This is a genomic window from Mesorhizobium sp. M1217 (assembly GCF_040318275.1).
In the GTDB taxonomy this organism is placed as follows: domain Bacteria; phylum Pseudomonadota; class Alphaproteobacteria; order Rhizobiales; family Rhizobiaceae; genus Mesorhizobium.
The window spans coordinates 54377-75483 of sequence record NZ_JAMYMA010000020.1 but is presented as its reverse complement, the minus strand read 5'-3'; the positions used below and the strand labels follow the sequence as shown (position 1 = coordinate 75483).

Genomic DNA, 21107 nt, shown 5'->3' with positions numbered 1-21107 from the left:
AGGCTGTCCTCGGTCGGATCGACTTGACGCGGACGCGGATCTGCATCCCTGCGCGGGCCAAGCCGCTAAGCGGTCTCAGCTAATCCGCCTGAGTCATGCTTTCACAGACGCTTGACCTCGATGCCGTATTTTCTCAGCACGTAGCCAATCTGGCGCGGGGTCAGTCCAAGCAGGCGCGCCGCCTTTGCCTGCACCCAGCCACATCTTTCCATGGCAGCAATGACGCGCTCGGCGTCGGTGGTCCTCGCGCCCAATGAGTGGGTTGCTCCGGCAGGCGGGACTGTGGTGGCGGCCGAACGAGCGGCCGCATCCGGCGGCGTGGCCGGATTCACTGCCTCTGGGAGGATTGGCGCTGGTTGCAGCGCGGCCTTGCCCGATCTGCTCTTCCGCAGCGCCTCGGCAAAGCATTGGTCGTGGGAGCACGCAAAGTCGTTTCTCCCGATTGATAGTCCCTCCGCCAGGATCGCTGTCCGGTGCACGCAATTTTCAAGCTCGCGAATGTTGCCGGGAAATTCACATTTCATCAGTACTTCAATCGCACGCGCATCGAAGGTCAGCGTACGGCCGTTCTCATCGTTGAAATTCTTGAGAAACTCAGCTGCGAGGAGCGGAATATCGCTGCGCCTTTGGCGTAATGCCGGCACCAGCAAGGGAACCACGTTGATGCGATAATATAGGTCGGCGCGGAACTCATTCCTTGCAACCGCCTCTTCAAGGTTCCTGTTCGTGGCGGCAATCACGCGAACGTCGACCTTGATGGTCTGGTTGCTGCCGACGCGCTCAAACTCCTGCTCCTGCAGCACGCGCAGTAGCTTTGCCTGGAAGGAGGCCGAGATCTCGCCGATCTCATCCAGAAACAACGTCCCCTTGTCGGCGAGCTCAAAGCGACCCTTGCGGGAATTGAACGCGCTTGTGAAGGCACCCTTCTCATGACCGAACAATTCGGATTCCAGGACTGTCTCTGGCAGCGCTGCACAATTGAGTTTGATGAAGGGCCGCTTGGCGCGCGGCGACAACTCGTGAATTGCCTTGGCGACCAGCTCCTTCCCGGTACCGGATTCGCCTCGCAACAGAACCGTGGTCTTTGCCTTGGCTACCACTGCGATCTTCTCGAGCAGCGCGCTTAGCGCCGGACTGTCGCCAATCATTCCCTTGACGTGAACCTTCTTGCGCTGCGGTGCAGGGTGCTTGACATCAGAGAATTGCGTTTGCAGCCGATCTTCCACCTCTGTCGGTCGTTCGCGGTCGCCCGCGGAGAAGCGGTGCAACTTGACTGTCTGTGCCACCATGTTGGCGATCATGGTGAGCAGCCGGACATCATAATCGAGCCGATACGTTGACCTGCTGTCCAAGGCGCGGTCGATAGTCAGCGTGCCTACGGCGTTCCCATCAACACGAATAGGAACGCCGATGAACGACACGGGGTCGGAGGCCCCAAGCACCTCTATGTCAGCGGCAGTGAAGGCCGAATGCACCGCTATGTTCTCGGCGACGAGCGGCGTGTCCGTCGTCACAATCCGATCGATTGCCTTGCGCGGCAGACGCATCCGGGAGCGCTCATCGCTGTTCTCGTCGCAGCCGGTGACTACGGTGATGTCCAGTATGCCCTCAGCGTCGAAGAGAGCGATGATGCCGTGCCGCATCTGCACAAACGAGGGCAGGAGATCGACGACCTTGGCCAACGTGACTTCGAGCCGGGCGGGGTCGGTGAGTACTTTCGATATTTCGAAGATGCCGGTAAGCGCGTGCTCGTGCGATGGCACAAAAGGGACCGCGGTGTTCGTCTCGGACTTTGGGTAAGCCCTTTTCGCATCCGGAAGCGAAATGCGGCACTCGCTGGCATTTTGTTCTGATTTGGGAATGTTGTGGTGCATGTGATCCTCGATCTCGCGCCATGAAATGCATGCCGGCGGCATGTGCGCCCGCGACGTCGCGGGCAAGCCCGAAAATGCTCTGACGTGAACTCGTGCCACCGCCGTGTGGTCGAGTGCAAAGCGGGTCGACCCCTGACGCATCGCTTGGCTCTCCCTCCACGAAGCTTGGCCACGTTCTCGGCTTGCACGGGGGCAACCACACGTTGATTTTCAAAAGACTGGAGCGAGGCGGGATAGTCAATCGAGCTTTCTTTCATTCGTGAAACGAAACCTCGCTGCCTATGATAGAATTCATCAGTTCTAATTTTTGTCGGGATGTTGAACGACAGAAATACGGCGCCGGCGATGCGGTGCCCGAGCGGCTGACCGCGCCGAGTATAAATTGCCGGGCCGTGCCATTCACCAGCGCCTGCGAACCAGGGGCGGGAGCAATAATCACTGCCGACGACACTGGTCGGTCGCGGCAACCGCCATTTCCTCGATATTGATGACGCAGATAAGGCGGCGGCGTCGCGTGTGAAGGCGCGAAGCTGGCGGTCGAGCGCGGCTTTCTCGGCGGTGCTCGGAACTTCTGAACCGCATCGTCGCGGTCAGCACCAGCGGCGTCAATCCCTACGTCTCGACGTCGCTTTCAAGCTGTCGCTGCAGCGGGAGCGCGGCAAAGAACACGGCAATTCTCCGCTCTGGTGCCAGCGATGCGGCCCTTCCCAAAGTCGGCAAACCGAGGAGCCCACCACGATGTGCAGCAAAACCGCAAGCCAGAGAGATCGACCGGCAATCTGCCGGAGAACATCAAGCGCGTGCTGGACGGCGGCCTTGTCATTCCCGTCTTGTGCCACCGCATCCGATCATTGGCGAGCCCAACGTCAGTTCAGGTCATGCGGATCCATTTGGCATGGGTATTGCGGCGGCGTTGGTGCAGCGTTCGACCGGAGCGCCGCGATAGGGAGAAGCCCGGGAGAAGTCACGCCACCTCGATCCGGTCAGGGAGAGAGAACAGTGTCAGCTGCACAAGTCCGCGGCGCGAGTCCCGCGCCCCGCAAACCCTTCTATGCCAAGCTTTACGCGCAGGTGCTTGCCGCCATCGCCCTCGGCGTCGCAATTGGCTATTTCTATCCGGGGACCGGCGAGAGCCTGAAGCCGCTGGGTGATGCCTTCATCAAGCTGGTCAAGATGATCATCGCGCCTGTCGTCTTCCTGACAATTGCGACCGGCATTGCCGGCATGAACGATCTTCACAAGGTCGGCCGGGTCGCCGGCAAGGCAATGGTCTATTTCCTCACCTTCTCGACGCTCGCGCTGATCGTCGGCCTCATCGTCGCCAATCTCGTCCAGCCTGGCGCCGGCCTCAACATCGATCCGGCCTCGCTCGATGTCCAGGCCGTGAATACCTATGCCGCAAAGGCCCACGAGCAGTCGGTCACCGGCTTCCTGATGAACATCATCCCGCCAACGATTGTCGGTGCCTTCGCGGAAGGCGACATCCTGCAGGTCCTGTTCTTCTCGGTTCTGTTCGGCATGGCGCTGGCAACGGCCGGAGAGACGGGCAAGCCTGTCGTCTCCTTCCTTCAGGCGCTCATCGCGCCTGTCTTCAAGCTCGTTGGCATTCTGATGAAGGCCGCGCCGATCGGCGCTTTCGGCGCAATGGCCTTCACGATCGGCAAATATGGCATCGGTTCGGTCGTGAACCTCGCGATGCTGGTCGCGACGTTCTATTTCACCGCCTTTCTTTTCGTGTTCGGGATTCTCGGCGCGGTCTGCCGCTACAACGGCTTTTCGATCTTTTCTCTCATTCGCTACATCAAGGAAGAGCTGCTGCTTGTGCTCGCAACGTCCTCCTCGGAGGCCGCGCTCCCCTCGCTCATGCAGAAGATGGAGAAGGCGGGCGCCAGGCGTTCGGTTGTGGGTCTCGTCATCCCGGCCGGATATTCGTTCAATCTGGACGGCACGAATATCTACATGACCCTGGCGGCCCTCTTCATCGCGCAGGCGACGAACACGGACCTGTCAATCGGCGATCAGGTGCTGCTGCTGCTCGTTGCGATGCTTTCCTCCAAGGGCGCTGCAGGTGTCACAGGTGCGGGCTTCATCACCCTGGCTGCTACGCTCGCCGTAGTTCCGAGTGTTCCCGTTGCTGGGATGGCACTGATACTCGGCATCGACCGCTTCATGTCCGAATGCCGGGCGTTGACTAATTGCGTTGGTAACGCAGTGGCATCCCTCGTCGTCGCCCGCTGGGAAGGAGAATTGGACCAAGCGCAGATGAAAGCCGCCTTCTGCGGTAATCAGCTTGCCGAGGCATCAAACCGGCTATCCTCCGCCGAGTAAGGTCGACGCACCGCGACCGGTTTCGGCAAGCTGGTCACATGACCTGAACGATCGACTCGCAGGCTCTAAACGGCGCCTCACGAACCATGTATCAGAAGCGCTAAATGTGTGAGTGCAAATCATCGCCGCCCTAAGCGAATGAACCTTCCGTTATACCCGGCCGGTCTACGTCTGGAGTAGTCCAATACGCTGTCGATCATTCAGTATGCGGGCGTCTTCACTTTGCCCACCCGAAACCATTGTCGAATCGCGCTAGGTGACAGAGAGCCAGCCTGCGTCAAAAACCAATCAGAATAGGACCCATGACCAAGCGCCCCACAATTGCCGATCTCGCCCGCGAATCCCGAGTCAGCGTAGCAACGGTCGATCGGGTTCTGAACGCCCGCCATCCGGTGCGCGAGGAGACCGCGCGGCGGGTCCACGACGCCGCCCACGCGATCGGCTATCATGCTGCCGGGCTCATCAAGCAGCGCTTGCGGCGAGACCTACCGTGCTACCGTCTGGGCTTCATCTTGAGAAAACCGGCCCAGCATTTCTACCAAGACTTTGCGCGCGAGGTCGAAGCGTCGGTCAATTTGGCCCAGTCCTTCCACGGCATTCCGCTCATCCAATTCGCCCCGTCACATTTGCCGAGCGACCTAATCGCACCGCTCAAGGATTTGGGCGCACGCTGCCATGCGATCGCGATGGTGGCACCGGACCACCCAAAAATTACGACAGCGGTTGAGGACCTCAAGGCCAAAGGCATTCCGGTTTTCTCGCTGCTTTCCGACTTCGCCGCCGGCGTGCGACAGGGCTATATCGGCCTCAACAACCGCAAGGTGGGGCGCACGGCCGCTTGGATGGTGTCCAAGGTCGCAAAACGGCCCGGCAAGGTGGCGGTGTTTGTCGGTAGCCATCGTTTCCAGGGGCACGAGCTCCGTGACGTCGGCTTTCGCTCCTATTGCCGTGAGAACGCGCCGACGTTCGAGGTGCTCGATCCGCTTGTGAACCTGGAGAAACGGCAGGTCACCTACGAGGCAACGCTTGATCTCATGCAGCGGGAACCCGAGCTCGTCGGCTTCTATGTCGCCGGGGGCGGCATGGAGGGCGCCATCTCCGCGGTCCGGGAAGAGGGTAAAAGTCGCGATCTCGTCGCGATCGTGAATGAAATCACGCCGGAATCTCGGGCGGCACTCGCTGATAACATCATCACGATGGCGGTCGCCACGCCAATGCGCCGGCTTTCCCAGGAGCTGATAACGCTGATGACGCGGGCTATCGAGACCGGCACTGCTGAAACACCAGGACAGACATTTCTGCCGTTCGACATTCATCTGCCGGAAAATATATGAAACTGATGGCTTCTATCGTAAGCGGGGAAGTTTCCTTTCATAAATGAGAGAAAGTTGATTGATGATCCCATCCACGCGGGGTAGCCGCACCCCACAGGCCTCAGCCGCGGCCCAGGATGAAGCGCCAATTGGGTGAACGGATCGGCCACGCGTTCAGGCGGAAGCGCGAGGTAAATTGCCTACATCCGCAGCGTCAATCGCGACCGGCTTCATTGCCAACATCTCGACGTTGTCGGTGCAGGGCGGTGTCGTCAAGGATGCCTCACGCCAGTAGCCGAGCGAGGCCGGCACAGTCCATTGGGATTGACCTCGTCGACCGGCATCTCCTCGCCTGGCCGCGCGTGAAAAGCCCCGGCAAGGCCGGCAAAGTTGGCATTTGAGTGGGGCTAGACATCTTCTGGGACTTCGCACGCGAAATCGGAGGCGGCAGTCAACTCAGCACCAACCCGGGCATGTGTTCTGCTCGTTCCTGGCCCTCGTACTCAGCAAGGAACTGCGCCGCTCTGCCGAGCCAAAGGCCTGACGCCCGAATGGCAACCGCTCCTACGCGATCGCGACCGCCTCCAGGAAGCCCGAGACGCTCAATAGCTTTCAAGCAAAGGCGCCAGGCGAGATGCCTCCTGCAACATCATTTCCCGCATCCACAGGCTTGCCGGATCAGTATTGTGAAGCGCGGGCCATTGGACGGCCTCCGTGAATGCGGGATGAGGAAGTGGCGGCGGAAGTCCGACAATCCGCAGGGGTGTTGTTTTTGCGAAATGCTGCGCCAGCCGTAAGGGCATGGTCCCGATGCGGTTGGTGCCTGATAGGACGGGCGCGATCAGGCTAAAGCCCTGTACGACGACCTCGATACGTCTCTCGAAACCGTGCTCGAGCAAATACCACTCCTCCATGGTGGGCTGCCGGGTGTGCCTGAATTTGAGCACGACATGCCCCATCGACAAGTATCGCTCGAATGTAAGTGGCTCTGACAGCTGCTTGTTCGTGCCGCAGCCTACGCATACGAGCATATCTTCGAACAGGGCTGCGCGAGGATGTTTCGACATGAACACTTCCGGCATAATCAGAAAATCAACGTCGCCGCGCCGGAGAAGCTCCTCGGGGTCGTCGCAAATAGGCAGACATTCGAAGCGGACGGCGGGAGCTTCCCGCGCAGTACGCTCTACGATCCTCTTAAAAAGCACGAGCGTGAGGTAATCGGAAAGCATGATTCGGAAGAGACGATCCGATTGGGCTGGGTTAAAGGCGTCGGAGGAAATAATCGATAGCTGGATGTGCAGCAATGCGTCCCGGACTGCTGGGGCAAGCCCCTCCGCGCGCGGTGTCAAAATGAGCTCGCGGCCGTTCATCGTAAATAGCTCATTGCTGAAGTAGGCGCGTAACCGAGCGACGGCGGCGCTCATGGCCGGCTGGCTCAGGTTAATACTGTTGGCCGCGGCAGTGACTTTACGCTCCCTGATCAGAGCGTCCAGCACAACGAGGAGATTCAGATCCAGCCCCTTAAACCGCATATCCTGATCTATCCAGCGTGTGGATGGGCATCATCTAAACAATCAATTTTACGAATTTACGAACCATGCATTAGAGGAACGTAAATGACCGACGTCAAGCTCAAATCGACGGCGCCGCGACACGGGCGGGAACATCGAGAGAGCTAATTGGCGAGCCCCACCGGCTGGCTCACCTTCGCCAACGACAACGGTTGAGTGCAGCCAACAACGCCGCCGCTTTGGCCGGGTAATGCGGCCCGCAAGAAACTATTTTGAAGAGAGGTCCTGAATGCGCCCTCAGGTGCAGTGGAAATTGTGCTGGGAAAACGAGTTGCAACTCTCGGACCACGTCGAGCTCGCCCAGTTCTTTCGTAATACCTACGGGCCGACTGGGGCGTCCAACGCAGAACCGTTCGAAGGTAGTCGAAGCTGGGCCGGAGCCAGGCCTGAACTCCGCGCAATCGCCTATGATTCGAGCGGTGTAGCGGCTCACATGGGCATACTGCGCCGTTTCATCAAGGTTGACGCGGTCGATCTGTTGGTGGCTGAGCTGGGCCTGTACGGGGTACGTCCGGATCTTGAGGGTCTCGGAATCGCCCATTCAATCCATGTCATGCTTCCAATACTGCAGGAGCTTGGCGTTCCATTCGCTTTCGGAACCGTCCGGGACGCGCTGCGGAATCATGTTGAGAGGTTCGGGCGGCGATACAGCCCTTTGGCCGTTTTGTCGGGAATTCGCGTGCGCTCCACCCGACCAGAGGCGCGCCTCGACCTGCCGCCCACACGCATCGATGACGCACTCACCATTGTTCTGCCAGTTGGACGGCCGATCAGCGAATGGCCCACGGGCACGATGATCGATCGGAACGGACCAGAGCTATGAGCCGTCCCGATTGCTTGTACGAAGTGCGCCGTGAGTGCTCTGACGGCACCGGCCGTCGCAGCGTTTATCTGACGTTTGACGACGGTCCCAATCCACTTTTCACACCGGAGATTCTGGATGTGTTGGCAGAGCAGCGGGTGCCGGCGACTTTCTTCGTCATCGGCGCCTACGCCTTAGAGCACCCGGATCTAATCCAACGAATGTTTGCAGAAGGGCACGAGCTAGGCAACCACACGATGACTCATCCGGATCTGTACAAATGCGGCTTCGGCGAAGTGCAACGTGAGATCTTTGAAGCGAACGGCGCCATCATGAGGGCGTGCCCTCAGGCCTCGGTGCGCTATATTCGCGCGCCCTACGGCGCCTGGAGCGAAGAAGTCTTCACAGCGTCACAGATCGCCGGGCTGACGGCCCTCCATTGGTCCGTCGACCCTCGAGATTGGTCTCGCCCTGGGGTCGACGCGATTATCGATACCGTGCTCGCCTCTGTCCGGCCGGGCGCAATCGTACTCTTGCACGACGGATGCCCTCCCGGCGAGTTGAGCCAGGGCGCTCACGCCGGTCTGCGCGACCAGACGGTCACGGCGCTGTCCCGTCTGATTCCAGCACTTCATGAGCGCGGATTTGTAATCCGCTCATTTCCTCAACATCACTGAACAAACGAGATCCCATGACTCTTCTTGGTACAACCAGCACTGTGGCCATTTCGCTTTATGCACTGCTCTCGACTGCTTATAAGAGCATGCAGGGGATTTATGCTCTGCCGACAAACGACTCATCGGCGTTGGAGGATCTCGTCGGCTCCGATCAACTGCCCAGCGTGGATGTCATCGTCCCCTGCTTCAACGAGGATCCGCGCACACTTTCAGAGTGCCTGGCTTCCATTGCAGACCAAGAATACGCCGGAAGACTTCGGGTCTATGTGGTTGATGACGGTTCTGGAAATCGCGAAGCCGTAGGAACTGTCCACGAAACCTACGCGCGCGACCCTAGGTTCGACATCATTTTGCTTCCCGAGAATGTTGGAAAGCGCAAGGCGCAGATCGCCGCGATACGCCGCTCATCCGGGGATTTGGTGCTTAACGTTGATTCAGACACGATACTCGCGTCCGACGTCATCACCAAGCTTGTACCGAAGATGCGAGATCCAGCGGTCGGCGCAGTCATGGGTCAGTTGATTGCCAGTAACCGGAGCGAGAGCTGGCTGACAAGGCTGATAGACATGGAGTACTGGCTGGCTTGCAACGAGGAGCGCGCGGCACAGGCTCGCTTCGGTGCCGTTATGTGCTGTTGCGGCCCATGTGCCATGTACCGCCGGTCTGCGCTCCTTTTGTTACTGGACCAGTACGAGTCGCAATTTTTTCGGGGCAAGCCAAGCGACTTCGGGGAGGATCGCCATCTCACTATCCTCATGCTGAAAGCAGGCTTTCGAACCGAGTACGTTCCGGGCGCCATCGCGGCCACAGTCGTTCCGAACAGACTCGGACCGTATCTGCGCCAACAACTCCGTTGGGCACGAAGCACATTCCGGGACACGCTGCTTGGGCTGCGCTTGCTGCCCGGCCTCAATAGCTATCTCACGTTGGACGTGGTCGGACAGAATCTCGGGCCGCTACTCCTCGCCCTATCGGTACTAACGGGCCTCGCACATTTCGCACTGACAGGCACTGTGCCTTGGTGGACAGGACTGATGATTGTGTCCATGACCATGCTCCGATGCAGCGTGGTAGCATTTCGTGCTCGACAGTTTCGATTTCTGGGCTTTTCCCTGCACACGTTCATCAACATCTTTCTCTTACTTCCCTTGAAGGCCTACGCGCTGTGTACATTGAGCAATAGCGATTGGCTGTCGCGAAGCTCTGCTGTCGCTACATCGAACACTGGGGGAAAACAGGCCCCCACCCAAACTCCGATCACTGGATCAAGCAGGGCAGAATTCTCACCGCATGCGGCTCCGCTTCGCAGGCTCAATCTTGCGCGGATTCTTCGGGATTAGCGCTGTCGAGCAACATCTGCGGCGACGAGTGATCGCTAATTACCTAGGTGGACGAGAGGTGGACGAGTTTGACCCAGAACATGAATCATCAGTTGCTCGATCGGGAATTGGCCGCAGACGATCCGTGGCGCCTCGACGGCAATCCGTTCGAGCGGGAGCGCCACACGCAAATGCTCCAGCTGGCGCTTGCCCAAGGCTCCATTACAAATGCCCTCGAAGTCGGGTGCGCTGCCGGCGCATTCACGGAAAAACTAGCTCCCTACTGCCAAGGGCTCACCGTCATCGATGTCGTGGCGCAAGCGATTGCTCGAGCACGTCAACGGATAAAGGAGCCGTCGCGCATCAACTGGATAGTCTCCGATGTTCAACAGTTTTCGACCGACGAGTTGTTTGACCTGATCGTTGTGGCGGAGGTCCTATACTACCTCGAAGACATAGCCGAGATGCGCGCGGCCGTCAAAAACCTGGTGCGGGTGCTTGCGCCAGGCGGGCATCTGATCTTCGGATCGGCAAGGGATGCTAATTGCCGTCGCTGGGGTCACGCCGCTGGTGCTGAGCCGGTCATCGCCATGCTGAACGAAACGTTGATCGAGGTAGAGCGTCTTGAGTGTCGGGGCGAGTCGGTCAACGAAGACTGCTTGCTCGTCCGTTTCCGGAACCCGCTTTCCGCTTCCTGATGAATCGAATCTATCGCCGTTAACGTGGAGACAGTATGCGCATCTGTGGTACCAAGCTGACCCATGATGGGGCGATCGCCCTTGTCGAGGATGGACGGCTCGTCTTCTGCGTTGAGCAGGAAAAGCGGCACAACAATCCGCGTTATCAAACCATCGATAATCTCGACGCAATTGTCGCCGCTTTGGCGGAACAGGGGCTAAATCCTTGTGATGTCGATCAGTTCGTTATCGACGCCTGGGATGGCGAAGACGAGTCACAGTTTCAGGTCCGGCAGGCAACCAAACAAACGCCAGTCTTGGCGTCCCCCTCGGTAAAATGAACCCATGTCCATGGTAGCGATCGATCTTACTGACGTAAGCAAAACTTATGACAAGCTCGTTGTCGACAGACTGTCGTTCCGCGTTGCGGCGGGGGAATGCTTCGGGCTCTTGGGACCGAACGGTGCGGGCAAAAGCACGATTGCGCGTATGGTCCTCGGCATGACATCGCCTGATGCGGGGAAGATTACTGTGCTCGGCGCTCCAGTGCCGGCGCGCGCGCGTTTGGCACGTATGCGCATCGGCGTGGTCCCGCAGTTCGACAATCTTGATACCGCGTTCACTGTACGCGAGAACCTGTTGGTGTTCGGGCGCTACTTCCGGATGAGCAGACGCCAGATCGAAGCGGTCATACCGTCGCTGCTTGAGTTCGCCCGCCTCGAGAACAAAGCGGATGCGCGCGTCGCCGAACTGTCCGGCGGCATGAAGCGGCGCCTGACGCTCGCGCGTGCGCTGATCAATGACCCGCACTTGCTGGTGATGGACGAGCCGACCACCGGCCTCGATCCGCAGGCCCGCCACCTGATCTGGGAACGGCTGCGATCGCTGCTGGCGCGGGGCAAGACTATTCTTTTGACTACCCATTTCATGGAAGAGGCCGAGCGGCTGTGCGATCGGCTGTGCGTTATGGAGGAGGGGCGCAAGATCGCCGAAGGCCGCCCGTCCGCACTCATTGACGAGCAGATCGGCTGTGACGTGGTCGAGGTCTACGGCGGCAATCCGCATGAACTGGGTGCGCTGATCCGGCCGTACGCACAGCGCATCGAGGTGAGCGGTGAGACGCTTTTTTGCTATGCACCCGATCCGGAGCAGGTGCTGGTGCAGCTACGCGGGCGCGCGGGTCTGCGCCTTCTGCAGCGTCCCCCCAATCTCGAGGATGTGTTCTTGCGGCTAACCGGGCGCGAGATGGAGGACTGAACAATGGGCGAACGTTATGCGGCGGCCATGCCCGCCAATGCATGGAATTGGGTCGCGGTTTGGCGCCGCAACTATCTTGGATGGAAGAAAATCGGGCTTGCATCGGTTCTCGGCAACCTCGCCGATCCGATGATCTATCTGTTCGGTCTCGGCTTTGGCGTCGGAACAATGATAGGTCCTGTTGAGGGCACTTCGTACATTGCGTTTCTCGCGGCTGGCATGGTTGCCACAAGCGCGATGGCATCGGCGACTGCTGAAACGGTTTACGGGAGTTTCGGCCGCATGGACAACCAGCGCACCTGGGAAGGAATGCTATGCACTCAGCTGACGCTCGGCGATATCTTACTCGGCGAATTGGCGTGGGCAGCCACCAAGGCCCTGATGGCGGGCACAGCAATCACTATTGTTGCCACCACGCTCGGCTACACATCGTGGCCATCCATCCTCTGCTTGCTGCCAGTCATCGCTCTCAGTGGCCTCGCCTTCGCGAGTCTAGCGATGGTCGTCACGGCGCTTGCGCCCAGTTATGAATATTTCATATTTTATAATACGCTTGTTATAACACCCATGCTGTTCCTTTGCGGCGCGATGTTTCCGGTCAACCAATTGCCCGGCGCTTTTCAGGACGTCGCCTCCTTGTTGCCGCTCGCACATGCAATTGACCTCATTCGTCCGGCGATGCTTGGCCGTCCGGCCGGCAGCATGGGCCTGCATATCGGCGCGCTTTGCATATACACGGTTTTACCGTTCTTCCTATCGGTGGCTCTATTTCGTCGTCGGCTGATGCGTTGACGCTACTCACCATTCGTAAAATTGATTCTTTGGGCGATACCCATCCACGCGTCGGATAGGTCAATACATGCGTTTTAAGGGACTCGATCTAAATCTCCTCGTTGTGCTGGACGCTTTGATCAGGGAGCGTAAAGTCACCGCCGCGGCCCGCAGTATTAACCTGAGTCAGCCGGCCATGAGCGCCGCCGTCGGTCGGTTACGCGCCTATTTCAGCGATGAGCTATTTACGATGAACGGCCGCGAACTCATTTTGACACCGCGCGCGGAGGGGCTCGCCACAGCAGTCCGGGAGGCATTGCTGCACATCCAGCTGTCGATTATTTCCTGGGACGCCTTTAACCCGGCCCGATCGGATCGTCGCTTCCGCATCATCCTTTCCGATTACCTCACGCTCGTATTTTTTAAGAAGATCGTAAAGCGTGCTGCGCGGGAAGCTCCCGCCGTCCGCTTCGAATGTCTGCTTATTTCCGACGACCCCGAGGAGCTTCTCCGGCGCGGCGACGTTGATTTTCTGATTATGCCGGAAGTGTTCATGTCGAAACATCCTCGCGCAGCCCTGTTCGAAGATATGCTCGTGTGCGTAGGCTGCGGCACGAACAAGCAGCTGTCAGAGCCACTTACATTCGACCGATACTTGTCGATGGGGCAGGTTGTGCTTAAATTCGGGGACACCCGGCAGCCCTCCATCGAGGAATGGTATTTGCTCGAGAACGGTTTCGAGAGACGTATCGAGGTCGTCGTACAGGGCTTTAGCATGATCCCGCCCCTTCTATCAGGCACCAACCGCATCGGGACAATGCCCTTACGGCTGGCGCAGCATTTCGCAAAATTAACACCCCTGCGGATTGTCGAACTTCCGCCGCCACTTCCTGCCGCATTCACGGAGGCCGTCCAATGGCCTGCGCTTCACAATAATGATCCGGCAAGCCTATGGATGCGGGAAATGATGTTGCAGGAGGCATCTCGTATGATTACCCCGCCTAAGAGCACCGGACGTCTCAGTTGTCGGCCGACGACCCCTCGGTTATGAGAGGAGGCATGGATGACGGTTGAGATTTCGGCGATTCCTGCATTGTCGAGAACGATGCAGGGAGAGCAGATCCTTCAGCCTGAAGAGGTGGCAACGATGCTGCGGCTGCATGAGCTTGGCTGGGGAATGAACCGACGGGCGAAGGAATTCGGGTGCGCGCGCAACACGGTGCCTCGGTATCTAAGCGAGGGCGGGACTGTTCCGTTTCGCAAGCCTGTGCGGCCGACCGCGTTTGACGGACCGGACAATTGGCTGCGGGAGCGCTTCTTCCCCCATGGCTCGGGCTGGATGACGATCTCGACCCGCTCCAGATGCGCCGGGAACGCCTTGCGCGGTCGCGCAGCACGTCGCGGCTCGCCTGTCGGTCTTGCGGCCTCGAGCTCGGACTCAATCGCGCCGAGCCCGGTCTGGATTTCGAAGGCGAAGGCCTGCTGGGCACGTTCGAGCTTCTCGGAGCTGCGACCGAAGCGGCGCGCTCCAGCTGCTTGATGATCCCATGAAGGTCGGCGATCTTCTCCTGGGCACGCTCGTTGAGTGTCGCCATCCGGACGATCTCGGCCTTGAGTGTTTCGCTCCGGAGTTGTTGCAGTTCGGCCTTCTCCGCCGCCATGGCGACGAACATCGCCTTGAGCGGATCGATTTCGTGGGGACGGGCCGAAGCGCTTCTCGTCATGACGCCGACAGGAGCTTATTTTGCACGGCCTGAGGCCCGCCTTTTGCGCCTGAGTCACTTCGCCACGGCCTATCCGGCCGACGTCGGACGCCGTCTCCGTTCGGCTCAAACGCGCCAGTCCATGCCTTCGACGAGCGCCATCAGTTCCGCGCGGCAAGCCGGATCACGCCGTTCTCCACCCGCGGCCAGCGGAACTTGTCCTCGTCCAGCGCTTACGGTGCGGGTATGCCGGCGTCGAGCAAACAGAGAGAAGTTTGGGGCCGAACCAGGTCGGCCCCGTTACGAAGTGTTGTCCTGGTGGTTTGAGTGTCGAATCTTCAGATCGATTGCTTGGGCGACCAGCGTCCCCGCCGCCAGCGAGCCCGCAACTGCTCAGCAGAAGGAAGTGAACGTGAGTGCATCCATTTCGTAAATGTGTGCCTATCCAAGCAATCGATTTCTCTAATTATCCGATGAGCAATATGAACGCGTCAGGCAGGGTGCATCATTAGGAGTATTTTCGATGGCAAAGATTATCGAGGGTGGCCCGGGTGCCGAAACACTCATCGGCACCGAGCTTGACGATTGGATGGAGGGTTTCCAGGGCGGTGACTGGATTGACGGTCGTGGCGGCAACGACGAGATCTCGGGTGGCCCGGACAGTGACCGACTCATCGGCGGCAAGGGTAACGACCGCATCTTCGGCGGAGATGGCTGGGACGATCTCTCCGGCGACAACGGCCGCTTCAACCCGCGCGTCTCCGGTGAGGACAATGACAGGCTCAGCGGCGGTCCCGGCCAGGATGTCCTCTACGTGGGTGACGGCCAGGACACGTTGACCGGGGGCACCGACAGTGACACGTTCGTGTTCCAGTTCCACAATCCGGTGCCTGGGGTTGTCGGGTCGAAGTCGGACATTACCACTATCACCGATTTCAACCCGGCGGAGGACAAGTTCGCCTTCGATGCGGTGGGCCTCTACAATGACGGTTTTGGCGCGAACTTCGTCAACAACGCCAGCATACAGTCCGGCTACCCGGTGAGCAGCTTCTACAGTGGTGCGGCCTCAGGTGCGAACGGCGAACACGTCGTGGTAATCACTGGCGAATCTTTCAACTCTGCTTCTGAAGCCGCGAGTGCGATCTCCGGCGAGCACGCCGGCGACATCATTGTCTACCAAAGCAGCTACACCGACAGAGTCGCAACTCTGGCCTATGTCACCGCCGACAACAACGCGCATGAATTCGTCCACCTGGGCGGTGTGGTCACCGTGGCCGACCTAGGCCTGACCGCGTCGGACTTCACCTTCGTTTGATCCAGAAAACCCATACGGAACAGCGCCCCGCCCCCCGGGGGCGGGCGCTTTCCGTTTCCGCTACTTGCGATGGGCCGGGGCGCCCGGGAGCAGTCGCAGCGTGTACAGCTTGACGAAGCCCTGCACGTCGCGCTGGTCGTACACCGAAATCTCCCTGAAGGCGTGGAGGCGGAAGCCTGTTCGGGCCCTTGCGGCCGGCCACGATGACGTTGCCCTTCCAAACCTTCAGCCGGACGGTGTTGTTGTTGACCCGCTCCATTAGATGCCAAACCAAACACATTCGGCGGGAGCACTGATCCTGAATCAGCGCGCGGATGCAGTCGGTTGCCGCTCGGGGAGCAATATAGGGAGCTGGGTCGCCAGATCCTCACGGAGACCTACGTGAGTAACCATTCCTTGAAGGATTCAGCTTTGAGACCTTTCCCTCTGAGTTCCGCTATTTGGGGAATTCTGTTGATCAGCGGCGTGGTCAACGTGCTTGCGCTGATCTCGCCGCTGTTCATGCTTCAGGTCTACGACCGCGTTCTGGCAAGTGGCAGCGTATCGACGCTAGTGGGGCTCGTCGTGCTTGCTGCAGGGCTTTATGCGTTCCAATGCCTGCTCGACGTTTTGCGCGCCCGCGTGCTGCTGCGGATTGGCGAGCGTTTCGATGAACAGTTTTCCGGACGCGTTCACGATGCGATCGTTCGCCTTCCGCTTTTAACGCGCATGCCGGGCGACGGCTTGCAGCCGCTTCGCGATCTCGACAATATTCGCGGATTCTTAGGTGGAAACGGTCCGACAGCGTTCTTCGATCTGCCATGGATGCTGCTTTATCTTGCCATTTGCTTCCTCTTTCATTTCTGGATCGGCATGACGGCCCTTATCGGGGCGATCGGTCTCACATCTCTGACACTTCTTGCCAACACTCTCTCGCAACAACCGATACGCGATACCATTGCCCACAACATGGCACGAAATGGTCTACTGCAAGCAGCGCGTTGCAATGCCGAGGTCGTGCAAGCTCTCGGTCTCGGAAGGCGGATCGCTGCCCGATGGCACACGGCCAATGCCAAGTATCTGGCCGCCAGCCGGAAAGCCGGGGACGTGGCAGGTGGGCTGGGTGCCATTTCAAAGTCGCTGCGCGTGCTGCTGCAATCGGCCATTCTTGCCGTCGGCGCGTACCTTGTGATCAGTCAGGAGGCTACGGCCGGGGTCATGATTGCAAGTTCGATCATGATGGGGCGTGCGCTGGCTCCGGTCGATCTGGCCATTTCAAGCTGGAAACCCTTCCTCATGGCGCGCCAGGGTTGGGCGCGGCTGGAGGACCTCCTGGGAAAGGTTCCTGAAACCGCTCCTGTTATGCCAATGCCTGCACCTGAACGCGAACTCCGCCTCGAAGGCGTGACAATCGTTCCGCCCGGCGAAAGGAAGCCGACCGTGACCGGCCTTGCGTTTGCCGTTCAGGCGGGAAGCGCACTCGGGATCATCGGTGCATCGGGTTCGGGCAAGTCGACACTCTCGCGCGCCATCGTCGGCGCATGGACGCCGGTCGCCGGAAAGGTTCGCATCGACAGCGCAAGCCTCGATCAATGGGACCGGGAAGCGCTAGGCCGTCATATCGGCTATCTGCCGCAAGGTGTTGAACTATTCGACGGCACCATTGCCGAAAACATCGCTCGTTTTGAAGACGATCCTGACCCTGAGGCTATTGTCGCCGCGGCGAAGGCAGCGGGCACGCACGAACTGATCCTCCGATTTGAGCACGGCTACGAAACCCCGATTGGTGAGGCCGGATCGGCACTTTCCGCCGGGCAGCGCCAGCGTGTCGGTCTTGCCCGTGCCCTTTATCGAGACCCTTTCCTTGTTGTGCTCGATGAACCCAATGCCAATCTCGATGCGGAAGGCGAGGCTGCGGTCGTTAAGGCGATCGCCTCCGTGCGCGAGCGCAAGGGCATTGCGGTTGTCGTTGCCCATCGGCCGAGCGCCATCCGCGCCGTGGATTTGGTGTTGGTGATGGAAGGTGGACGGCAGCGAGCATTCGGTGCGCGTGATGAAGCGCTTTCCAAAGTCCTTAAGGGGGCAGCGATGGCATCAGGCGCTGGGGTCAAGGCCATCGAGTCTACACAGGATAACGAGCGCGCTGACATGGAGGATCCCGGTGTCCGGCATTCATCAGAACAATGACGTTTCCAGGTCCATTCGCCGGCATCTGGTGGCGGGCCTGCTGGCGAGCGTGATCTTTGTGGGAGGAGCCGGAGCCTGGGCGGCCTTCACGAATCTGTCCGGCGCGGTTGTCGCGTCCGGACACTTTGTCGTCGATTCCTATGTGAAGAAGGTGCAGCACCCGACCGGCGGGGTGGTGGGAGAAATCCTGGTGAGCGAAGGTGATAAAGTAAAAGCCGGCGACATCCTCATGCGGCTCGACGCCACCCAGACGCGCGCCACTCTCGCTGTAGTCACCAAGCGGCTCGATGAGCTGGCCGCCAACCTGGCACGACTCGAAGCTGAGCGTGACGATCTGGCGGAGATCGCCTTCCCGGACTGGCTGCTCGCCCGCAGAGATGTTCCGGACGTAGCTTCGGCAGTACATGGCGAGACGCGGCTGTTCGAATTCCGCAGACAATCCCGCGACGGAAGGCAGGCGCAGCTAGCGGAACGCATCACTCAATATGAGCACGAGATCGAGGGGCTCAAGGCGCAGGAAATCGCTTGTGAGAAAAGCACCGAGATCCTCCAAAAGGAAATTGCTGCCCTGAGTGGGCTGCGCGTCCAAGGCATTGTCTCGGACCAACGCTTGAACAGTCTGAAGACGCAGGTTGCCACTTTCGGCGGCGAACGCGGTGAGAAGATTGCACAACAGGCACAGAGGGCAGCCCGCATAGCCGAAACGCGCCTGCAGATCCTGCAGATCGATCCGGATTTCAAGACGGAAGTCGGCCAAGAGCTCAGAGAGGTTCAGGCGCAGGTTGGGGAGTATGTTGAGCGCAAGGTGGCGGCTGAACAGGAACTGCGACGGATCGATATTGTCGCGCCGCAGTCAGGCGCCATTCAACAACTCGCAGTTCATACTGTCGGAGGAGTGATCACGCCCGCCGATCCGATTATGCTAATCGTGCCGGAAGGCGACGATCTTGCGCTTGAAGCACGAATCACCCCGAAGGACATCGACCAAATCCAGCTTGGTCACAAGGCCGTGCTGCGGATGTCAGCCTTCAATCTGAGGACCACGCCGGTATTGAACGGATATGTCAGCCGGATCGCAGCCGATCTGGCGACGGACGAAAAAAACGGCGTTTCGTATTACCTGGTGCGTCTGTCGGTTCCGCATGCGGAACTGACGAAGCTCAAGGACCTGACGCTCGTGCCCGGCATGCCGGCCGAAGCGATGATCCAGACGGGCGAGCGTACGGCGCTTTCTTATTTTGTGAAGCCGCTGTCGGACCAAATCAGTCGCGCATTCCATGAGGAATGAAAGTGATCCACAGAAATATTTTGTTGGTATTCTTGTTGGTTGTTACGCATGCATGAGAGTCATAACCGTCTGAAAACACAACCATGCGTTCCTCAGTTGGATTGCGCCTCTGACTCAGATACGTGGTTCCGCGGTCATTTTGCCCTTGCAAGTCGCTGCCCATTCAGTTCTTGGCCTCGAGCGCATTAAGATACCCATCATCGTACACAAAGGCTGGAAAAGAGTCCGGTGTCTTGAGCGATCCTAGGTCTGGAGACCTAGGTGAGCCTGCAAGCACAGGGCCAGGACATGATTGAGCGTCTGCAATATTCGGACAGGTGCATAGAAAGACAGGCAGGCGCCAAAGACGCGCTTTCAACGCACTAAACCGATGCTGCGCACCCCGAGCGTCTTGCCGCCCTCGCTCCCGCCGGTAGGAATCAATCGCGAGCAGGCTGCGACGTTCATCGGCGTAAGCTCAACGACCTTTGATGAAATGGTCCAGGACGGCCGGATGCCGCAGCCACGAATGCCGAGCAAGGGGCGCATTGTTTGGGACGTCGAGGAACTTGTATTGGCGTTTCGAAAGCTCCCTCACCGCCAAATCGGAGGAGCACCAAAGCTTGACGAAGATTCGCCGCCACTAGACAATCCTTGGGATCGAAAACCACGAACATGACGGATGAGCCCGTGAAGGTCGATCTTAAGGGCGTAGTGAAGGACACTGATCGCCACGGCAATGATCGGTACTATTTTCGCGCACCGGGTCGGAAGAAGGTCCGGCTCCGTGAACCGACCGGCAGCGACGAGTTCCTCGAGGAACTGCGGTGCGCGCGCGCCGAGGTCACTTATGTTCGGCCCGGCACTCTTCCCGAGATTTGCCGGCGCCTCCCCAAGCCTTCCGAGCCAGCGAAGAAAGGCACGTTGCTGTGGCTTTGCCAGGAGTATTACCGTCGGGGCGGCACGGAAATCACCCAAGACACTATGGCGCGCCGACGAGCAATTCTGGAGCGCGTATGCGAATTACCTCATCCCCTCGAAGGTGACCCGGATCCTCAGTATCCCACCAAGGGATCTCTGCCATTCGCCGGTATGAAACGGTCTCATGTTAAGGAGATCAGGGACACCAGGCTCGACGCCCTTGGCGCGGCAAACAATATCGTAAAAGCCATCAGCGCGATGTTTGAGTGGGCAAAGGACACAGAGATTCCGGGCGTCGACTCCAATCCCGCCCGCGGCATCAGACGGCTAAAGAGCGGCGACGGCTGGCACCCATGGGACGTGTCGGAGATCGTTCAATATGAGAAGCGGCATCCGCTGGGTACCGCAGCCAGACGTGCGCTCTCGATCTTCATGTTTACTGGCCTGCGGTTGTCCGACGTCGCGATCTTCGGTCGACAGCACATCACGCTCGTCTACAACGAGGAGACCGAGCAGTGGGAGAAGTGGATCAGAATTAAGCCTGGGAAGACCAGTCGTAACAAGGATGCGGTGTTGGTGGAGCTCCCGCTTCTGCCCGAACTAGAGGCGGAACTTGAGCACACGCCCTCCGACCAGATGACCTTCCTGGTCAATGAGTATGGTCGCCCGTTCTCGGAGAACGGTCTGGGCAACAAGATGCGCCAGTGGTGTGATCAAGCTGAGCTGCCGCACTGCAGTGCTCATGGAATTCGCAAGGCCGGCGCGACGATCGCCGCTGAGAACGGCGCGACGCACGAGCAGCTGAAGGCGATATATGGGTGGACTACGTACCAGCAGCCCGACCACTACATCAAGAAAGCGCGTCGCCGGAAGGTAGCGAGAGCGGCGAAATACCTGCTGGTTATCGATCGAAAAGAGAACAAAATTGTCCCACTTTCTGAGGGGGTTGAAAGAGGTGGGACAAAAATGGCCAAAAAATCCAATTAAATCAACGGCCACAAAAGCCAATGGTGGGCCCGGAGGGACTCGAACCCCCAACCAAGCGGTTATGAGCCGCCGGCTCTAACCATTGAGCTACAGGCCCCACGGCGTTGGATTAGTGTTTTTCCCTGAACCGCACAAGGCTTTCAGAGCGGCTTTCCGAGG

General features: G+C 59.1%; 16 protein-coding genes, 1 tRNA gene and 3 pseudogenes. 16 read left to right on the top strand and 4 right to left on the bottom strand.

The window, feature by feature from the left end:
• Nucleotides 1–101: 101 nt before the first annotated feature.
• A complete protein-coding gene (nifA, locus tag NKH37_RS27515; protein WP_353038409.1) occupies nt 102–1874 on the bottom strand; it encodes a nif-specific transcriptional activator NifA in 1773 nt (590 codons plus the stop codon).
• Nucleotides 1875–2873: 999 nt separating this feature from the next.
• On the opposite strand from nifA, the gene NKH37_RS27510 reads away from it, so the two are divergent.
• Both NKH37_RS27510 and NKH37_RS27505 read left to right on the top strand, forming a co-directional pair.
• The gene (locus NKH37_RS27510) at nt 2874–4202 is read left to right on the top strand and encodes a dicarboxylate/amino acid:cation symporter (RefSeq protein ID WP_353041846.1); all 1329 of its coding nucleotides are present in this window, start codon (nt 2874–2876) and stop codon (nt 4200–4202) included.
• Nucleotides 4203–4504: 302 nt separating this feature from the next.
• Nucleotides 4505–5536, top strand: coding sequence for a LacI family DNA-binding transcriptional regulator (locus NKH37_RS27505; protein ID WP_353041845.1), 1032 nt, complete (start codon nt 4505–4507; stop codon nt 5534–5536).
• Between the two features lie 581 nt (nt 5537–6117).
• On the opposite strand, the gene NKH37_RS27500 is transcribed toward NKH37_RS27505, so the two are convergent.
• Nucleotides 6118–7047, bottom strand: coding sequence for a LysR family transcriptional regulator (locus tag NKH37_RS27500; protein ID WP_352457033.1), 930 nt, complete (start codon nt 7045–7047; stop codon nt 6118–6120).
• Nucleotides 7048–7315: 268 nt separating this feature from the next.
• Between NKH37_RS27500 and NKH37_RS27495 the strand changes: the two genes are divergently transcribed.
• From NKH37_RS27495 to NKH37_RS27455, 9 genes and pseudogenes are all read left to right on the top strand, one after another.
• Entirely contained in the window at nt 7316–7909 is a 594-nt protein-coding gene (locus NKH37_RS27495; protein ID WP_353041843.1) for a NodA family N-acyltransferase, read from the top strand.
• Complete coding sequence (gene nodB, locus NKH37_RS27490) at nt 7906–8565, top strand: chitooligosaccharide deacetylase NodB (RefSeq protein WP_353038351.1); 660 nt, start codon at nt 7906–7908, stop codon at nt 8563–8565. The genes NKH37_RS27495 and nodB overlap by 4 nt, the downstream gene beginning before the upstream one ends.
• A 14-nt stretch (nt 8566–8579) precedes the next feature.
• Nucleotides 8580–9905, top strand: a complete 1326-nt coding sequence (gene nodC, locus NKH37_RS27485) for a chitooligosaccharide synthase NodC (protein ID WP_352466667.1) — start codon at nt 8580–8582, stop codon at nt 9903–9905.
• A gap of 80 nt (nt 9906–9985) precedes the next feature.
• Nucleotides 9986–10582 carry a nodulation methyltransferase NodS gene (gene nodS / locus NKH37_RS27480; protein WP_352450799.1) on the top strand — a complete coding sequence of 199 codons (597 nt, stop codon included), beginning with the start codon at nt 9986–9988 and terminating at the stop codon, nt 10580–10582.
• A gap of 35 nt (nt 10583–10617) precedes the next feature.
• Nucleotides 10618–10899, top strand: a pseudogene (locus tag NKH37_RS27475) (carbamoyltransferase N-terminal domain-containing protein); the annotation flags it as partial.
• 7 nt (nt 10900–10906) lie between these two features.
• Nucleotides 10907–11818 (top strand): nodulation factor ABC transporter ATP-binding protein NodI, encoded by a 912-nt coding sequence (gene nodI / locus NKH37_RS27470; protein WP_023719311.1) that lies wholly within the window; start codon nt 10907–10909, stop codon nt 11816–11818.
• Between the two features lie 3 nt (nt 11819–11821).
• On the top strand, nt 11822–12610 hold the full coding sequence (locus NKH37_RS27465) for an ABC transporter permease (RefSeq protein WP_353041841.1): 789 nt from the start codon (nt 11822–11824) through the stop codon (nt 12608–12610).
• Between the two features lie 67 nt (nt 12611–12677).
• Nucleotides 12678–13640 carry a LysR family transcriptional regulator gene (locus NKH37_RS27460; RefSeq protein WP_352516375.1) on the top strand — a complete coding sequence of 321 codons (963 nt, stop codon included), beginning with the start codon at nt 12678–12680 and terminating at the stop codon, nt 13638–13640.
• Between the two features lie 12 nt (nt 13641–13652).
• A pseudogene (locus tag NKH37_RS27455) lies at nt 13653–13916 on the top strand (IS21 family transposase); the annotation flags it as partial.
• A 77-nt stretch (nt 13917–13993) separates the two neighbouring features.
• Here NKH37_RS27455 and NKH37_RS27450 read toward each other — a convergent pair.
• Nucleotides 13994–14056 (bottom strand): annotated as a pseudogene (locus tag NKH37_RS27450) (hypothetical protein); the annotation flags it as partial.
• An 80-nt stretch (nt 14057–14136) separates the two neighbouring features.
• On the opposite strand from NKH37_RS27450, the gene NKH37_RS27445 reads away from it, so the two are divergent.
• From NKH37_RS27445 to NKH37_RS27425, 5 genes are all read left to right on the top strand, one after another.
• Nucleotides 14137–14346 (top strand): hypothetical protein, encoded by a 210-nt coding sequence (locus NKH37_RS27445; RefSeq protein ID WP_352811373.1) that lies wholly within the window; start codon nt 14137–14139, stop codon nt 14344–14346.
• A gap of 469 nt (nt 14347–14815) precedes the next feature.
• Entirely contained in the window at nt 14816–15607 is a 792-nt protein-coding gene (locus NKH37_RS27440; RefSeq protein WP_352483785.1) for a calcium-binding protein, read from the top strand.
• A gap of 396 nt (nt 15608–16003) precedes the next feature.
• A complete protein-coding gene (locus NKH37_RS27435; RefSeq protein WP_352715648.1) occupies nt 16004–17773 on the top strand; it encodes a type I secretion system permease/ATPase in 1770 nt (589 codons plus the stop codon).
• Nucleotides 17748–19061: an HlyD family type I secretion periplasmic adaptor subunit gene (locus tag NKH37_RS27430; protein ID WP_352811371.1), complete on the top strand. Its 1314-nt coding sequence runs from the start codon at nt 17748–17750 to the stop codon at nt 19059–19061. Before NKH37_RS27435 ends, NKH37_RS27430 begins: the two co-directional genes overlap by 26 nt.
• A gap of 669 nt (nt 19062–19730) precedes the next feature.
• Nucleotides 19731–20948 (top strand): tyrosine-type recombinase/integrase, encoded by a 1218-nt coding sequence (locus NKH37_RS27425; protein WP_352715572.1) that lies wholly within the window; start codon nt 19731–19733, stop codon nt 20946–20948.
• Between the two features lie 21 nt (nt 20949–20969).
• On the opposite strand, the gene NKH37_RS27420 is transcribed toward NKH37_RS27425, so the two are convergent.
• Nucleotides 20970–21045: transfer RNA gene (locus NKH37_RS27420), tRNA-Ile, on the bottom strand.
• Nucleotides 21046–21107 lie beyond the last annotated feature (62 nt).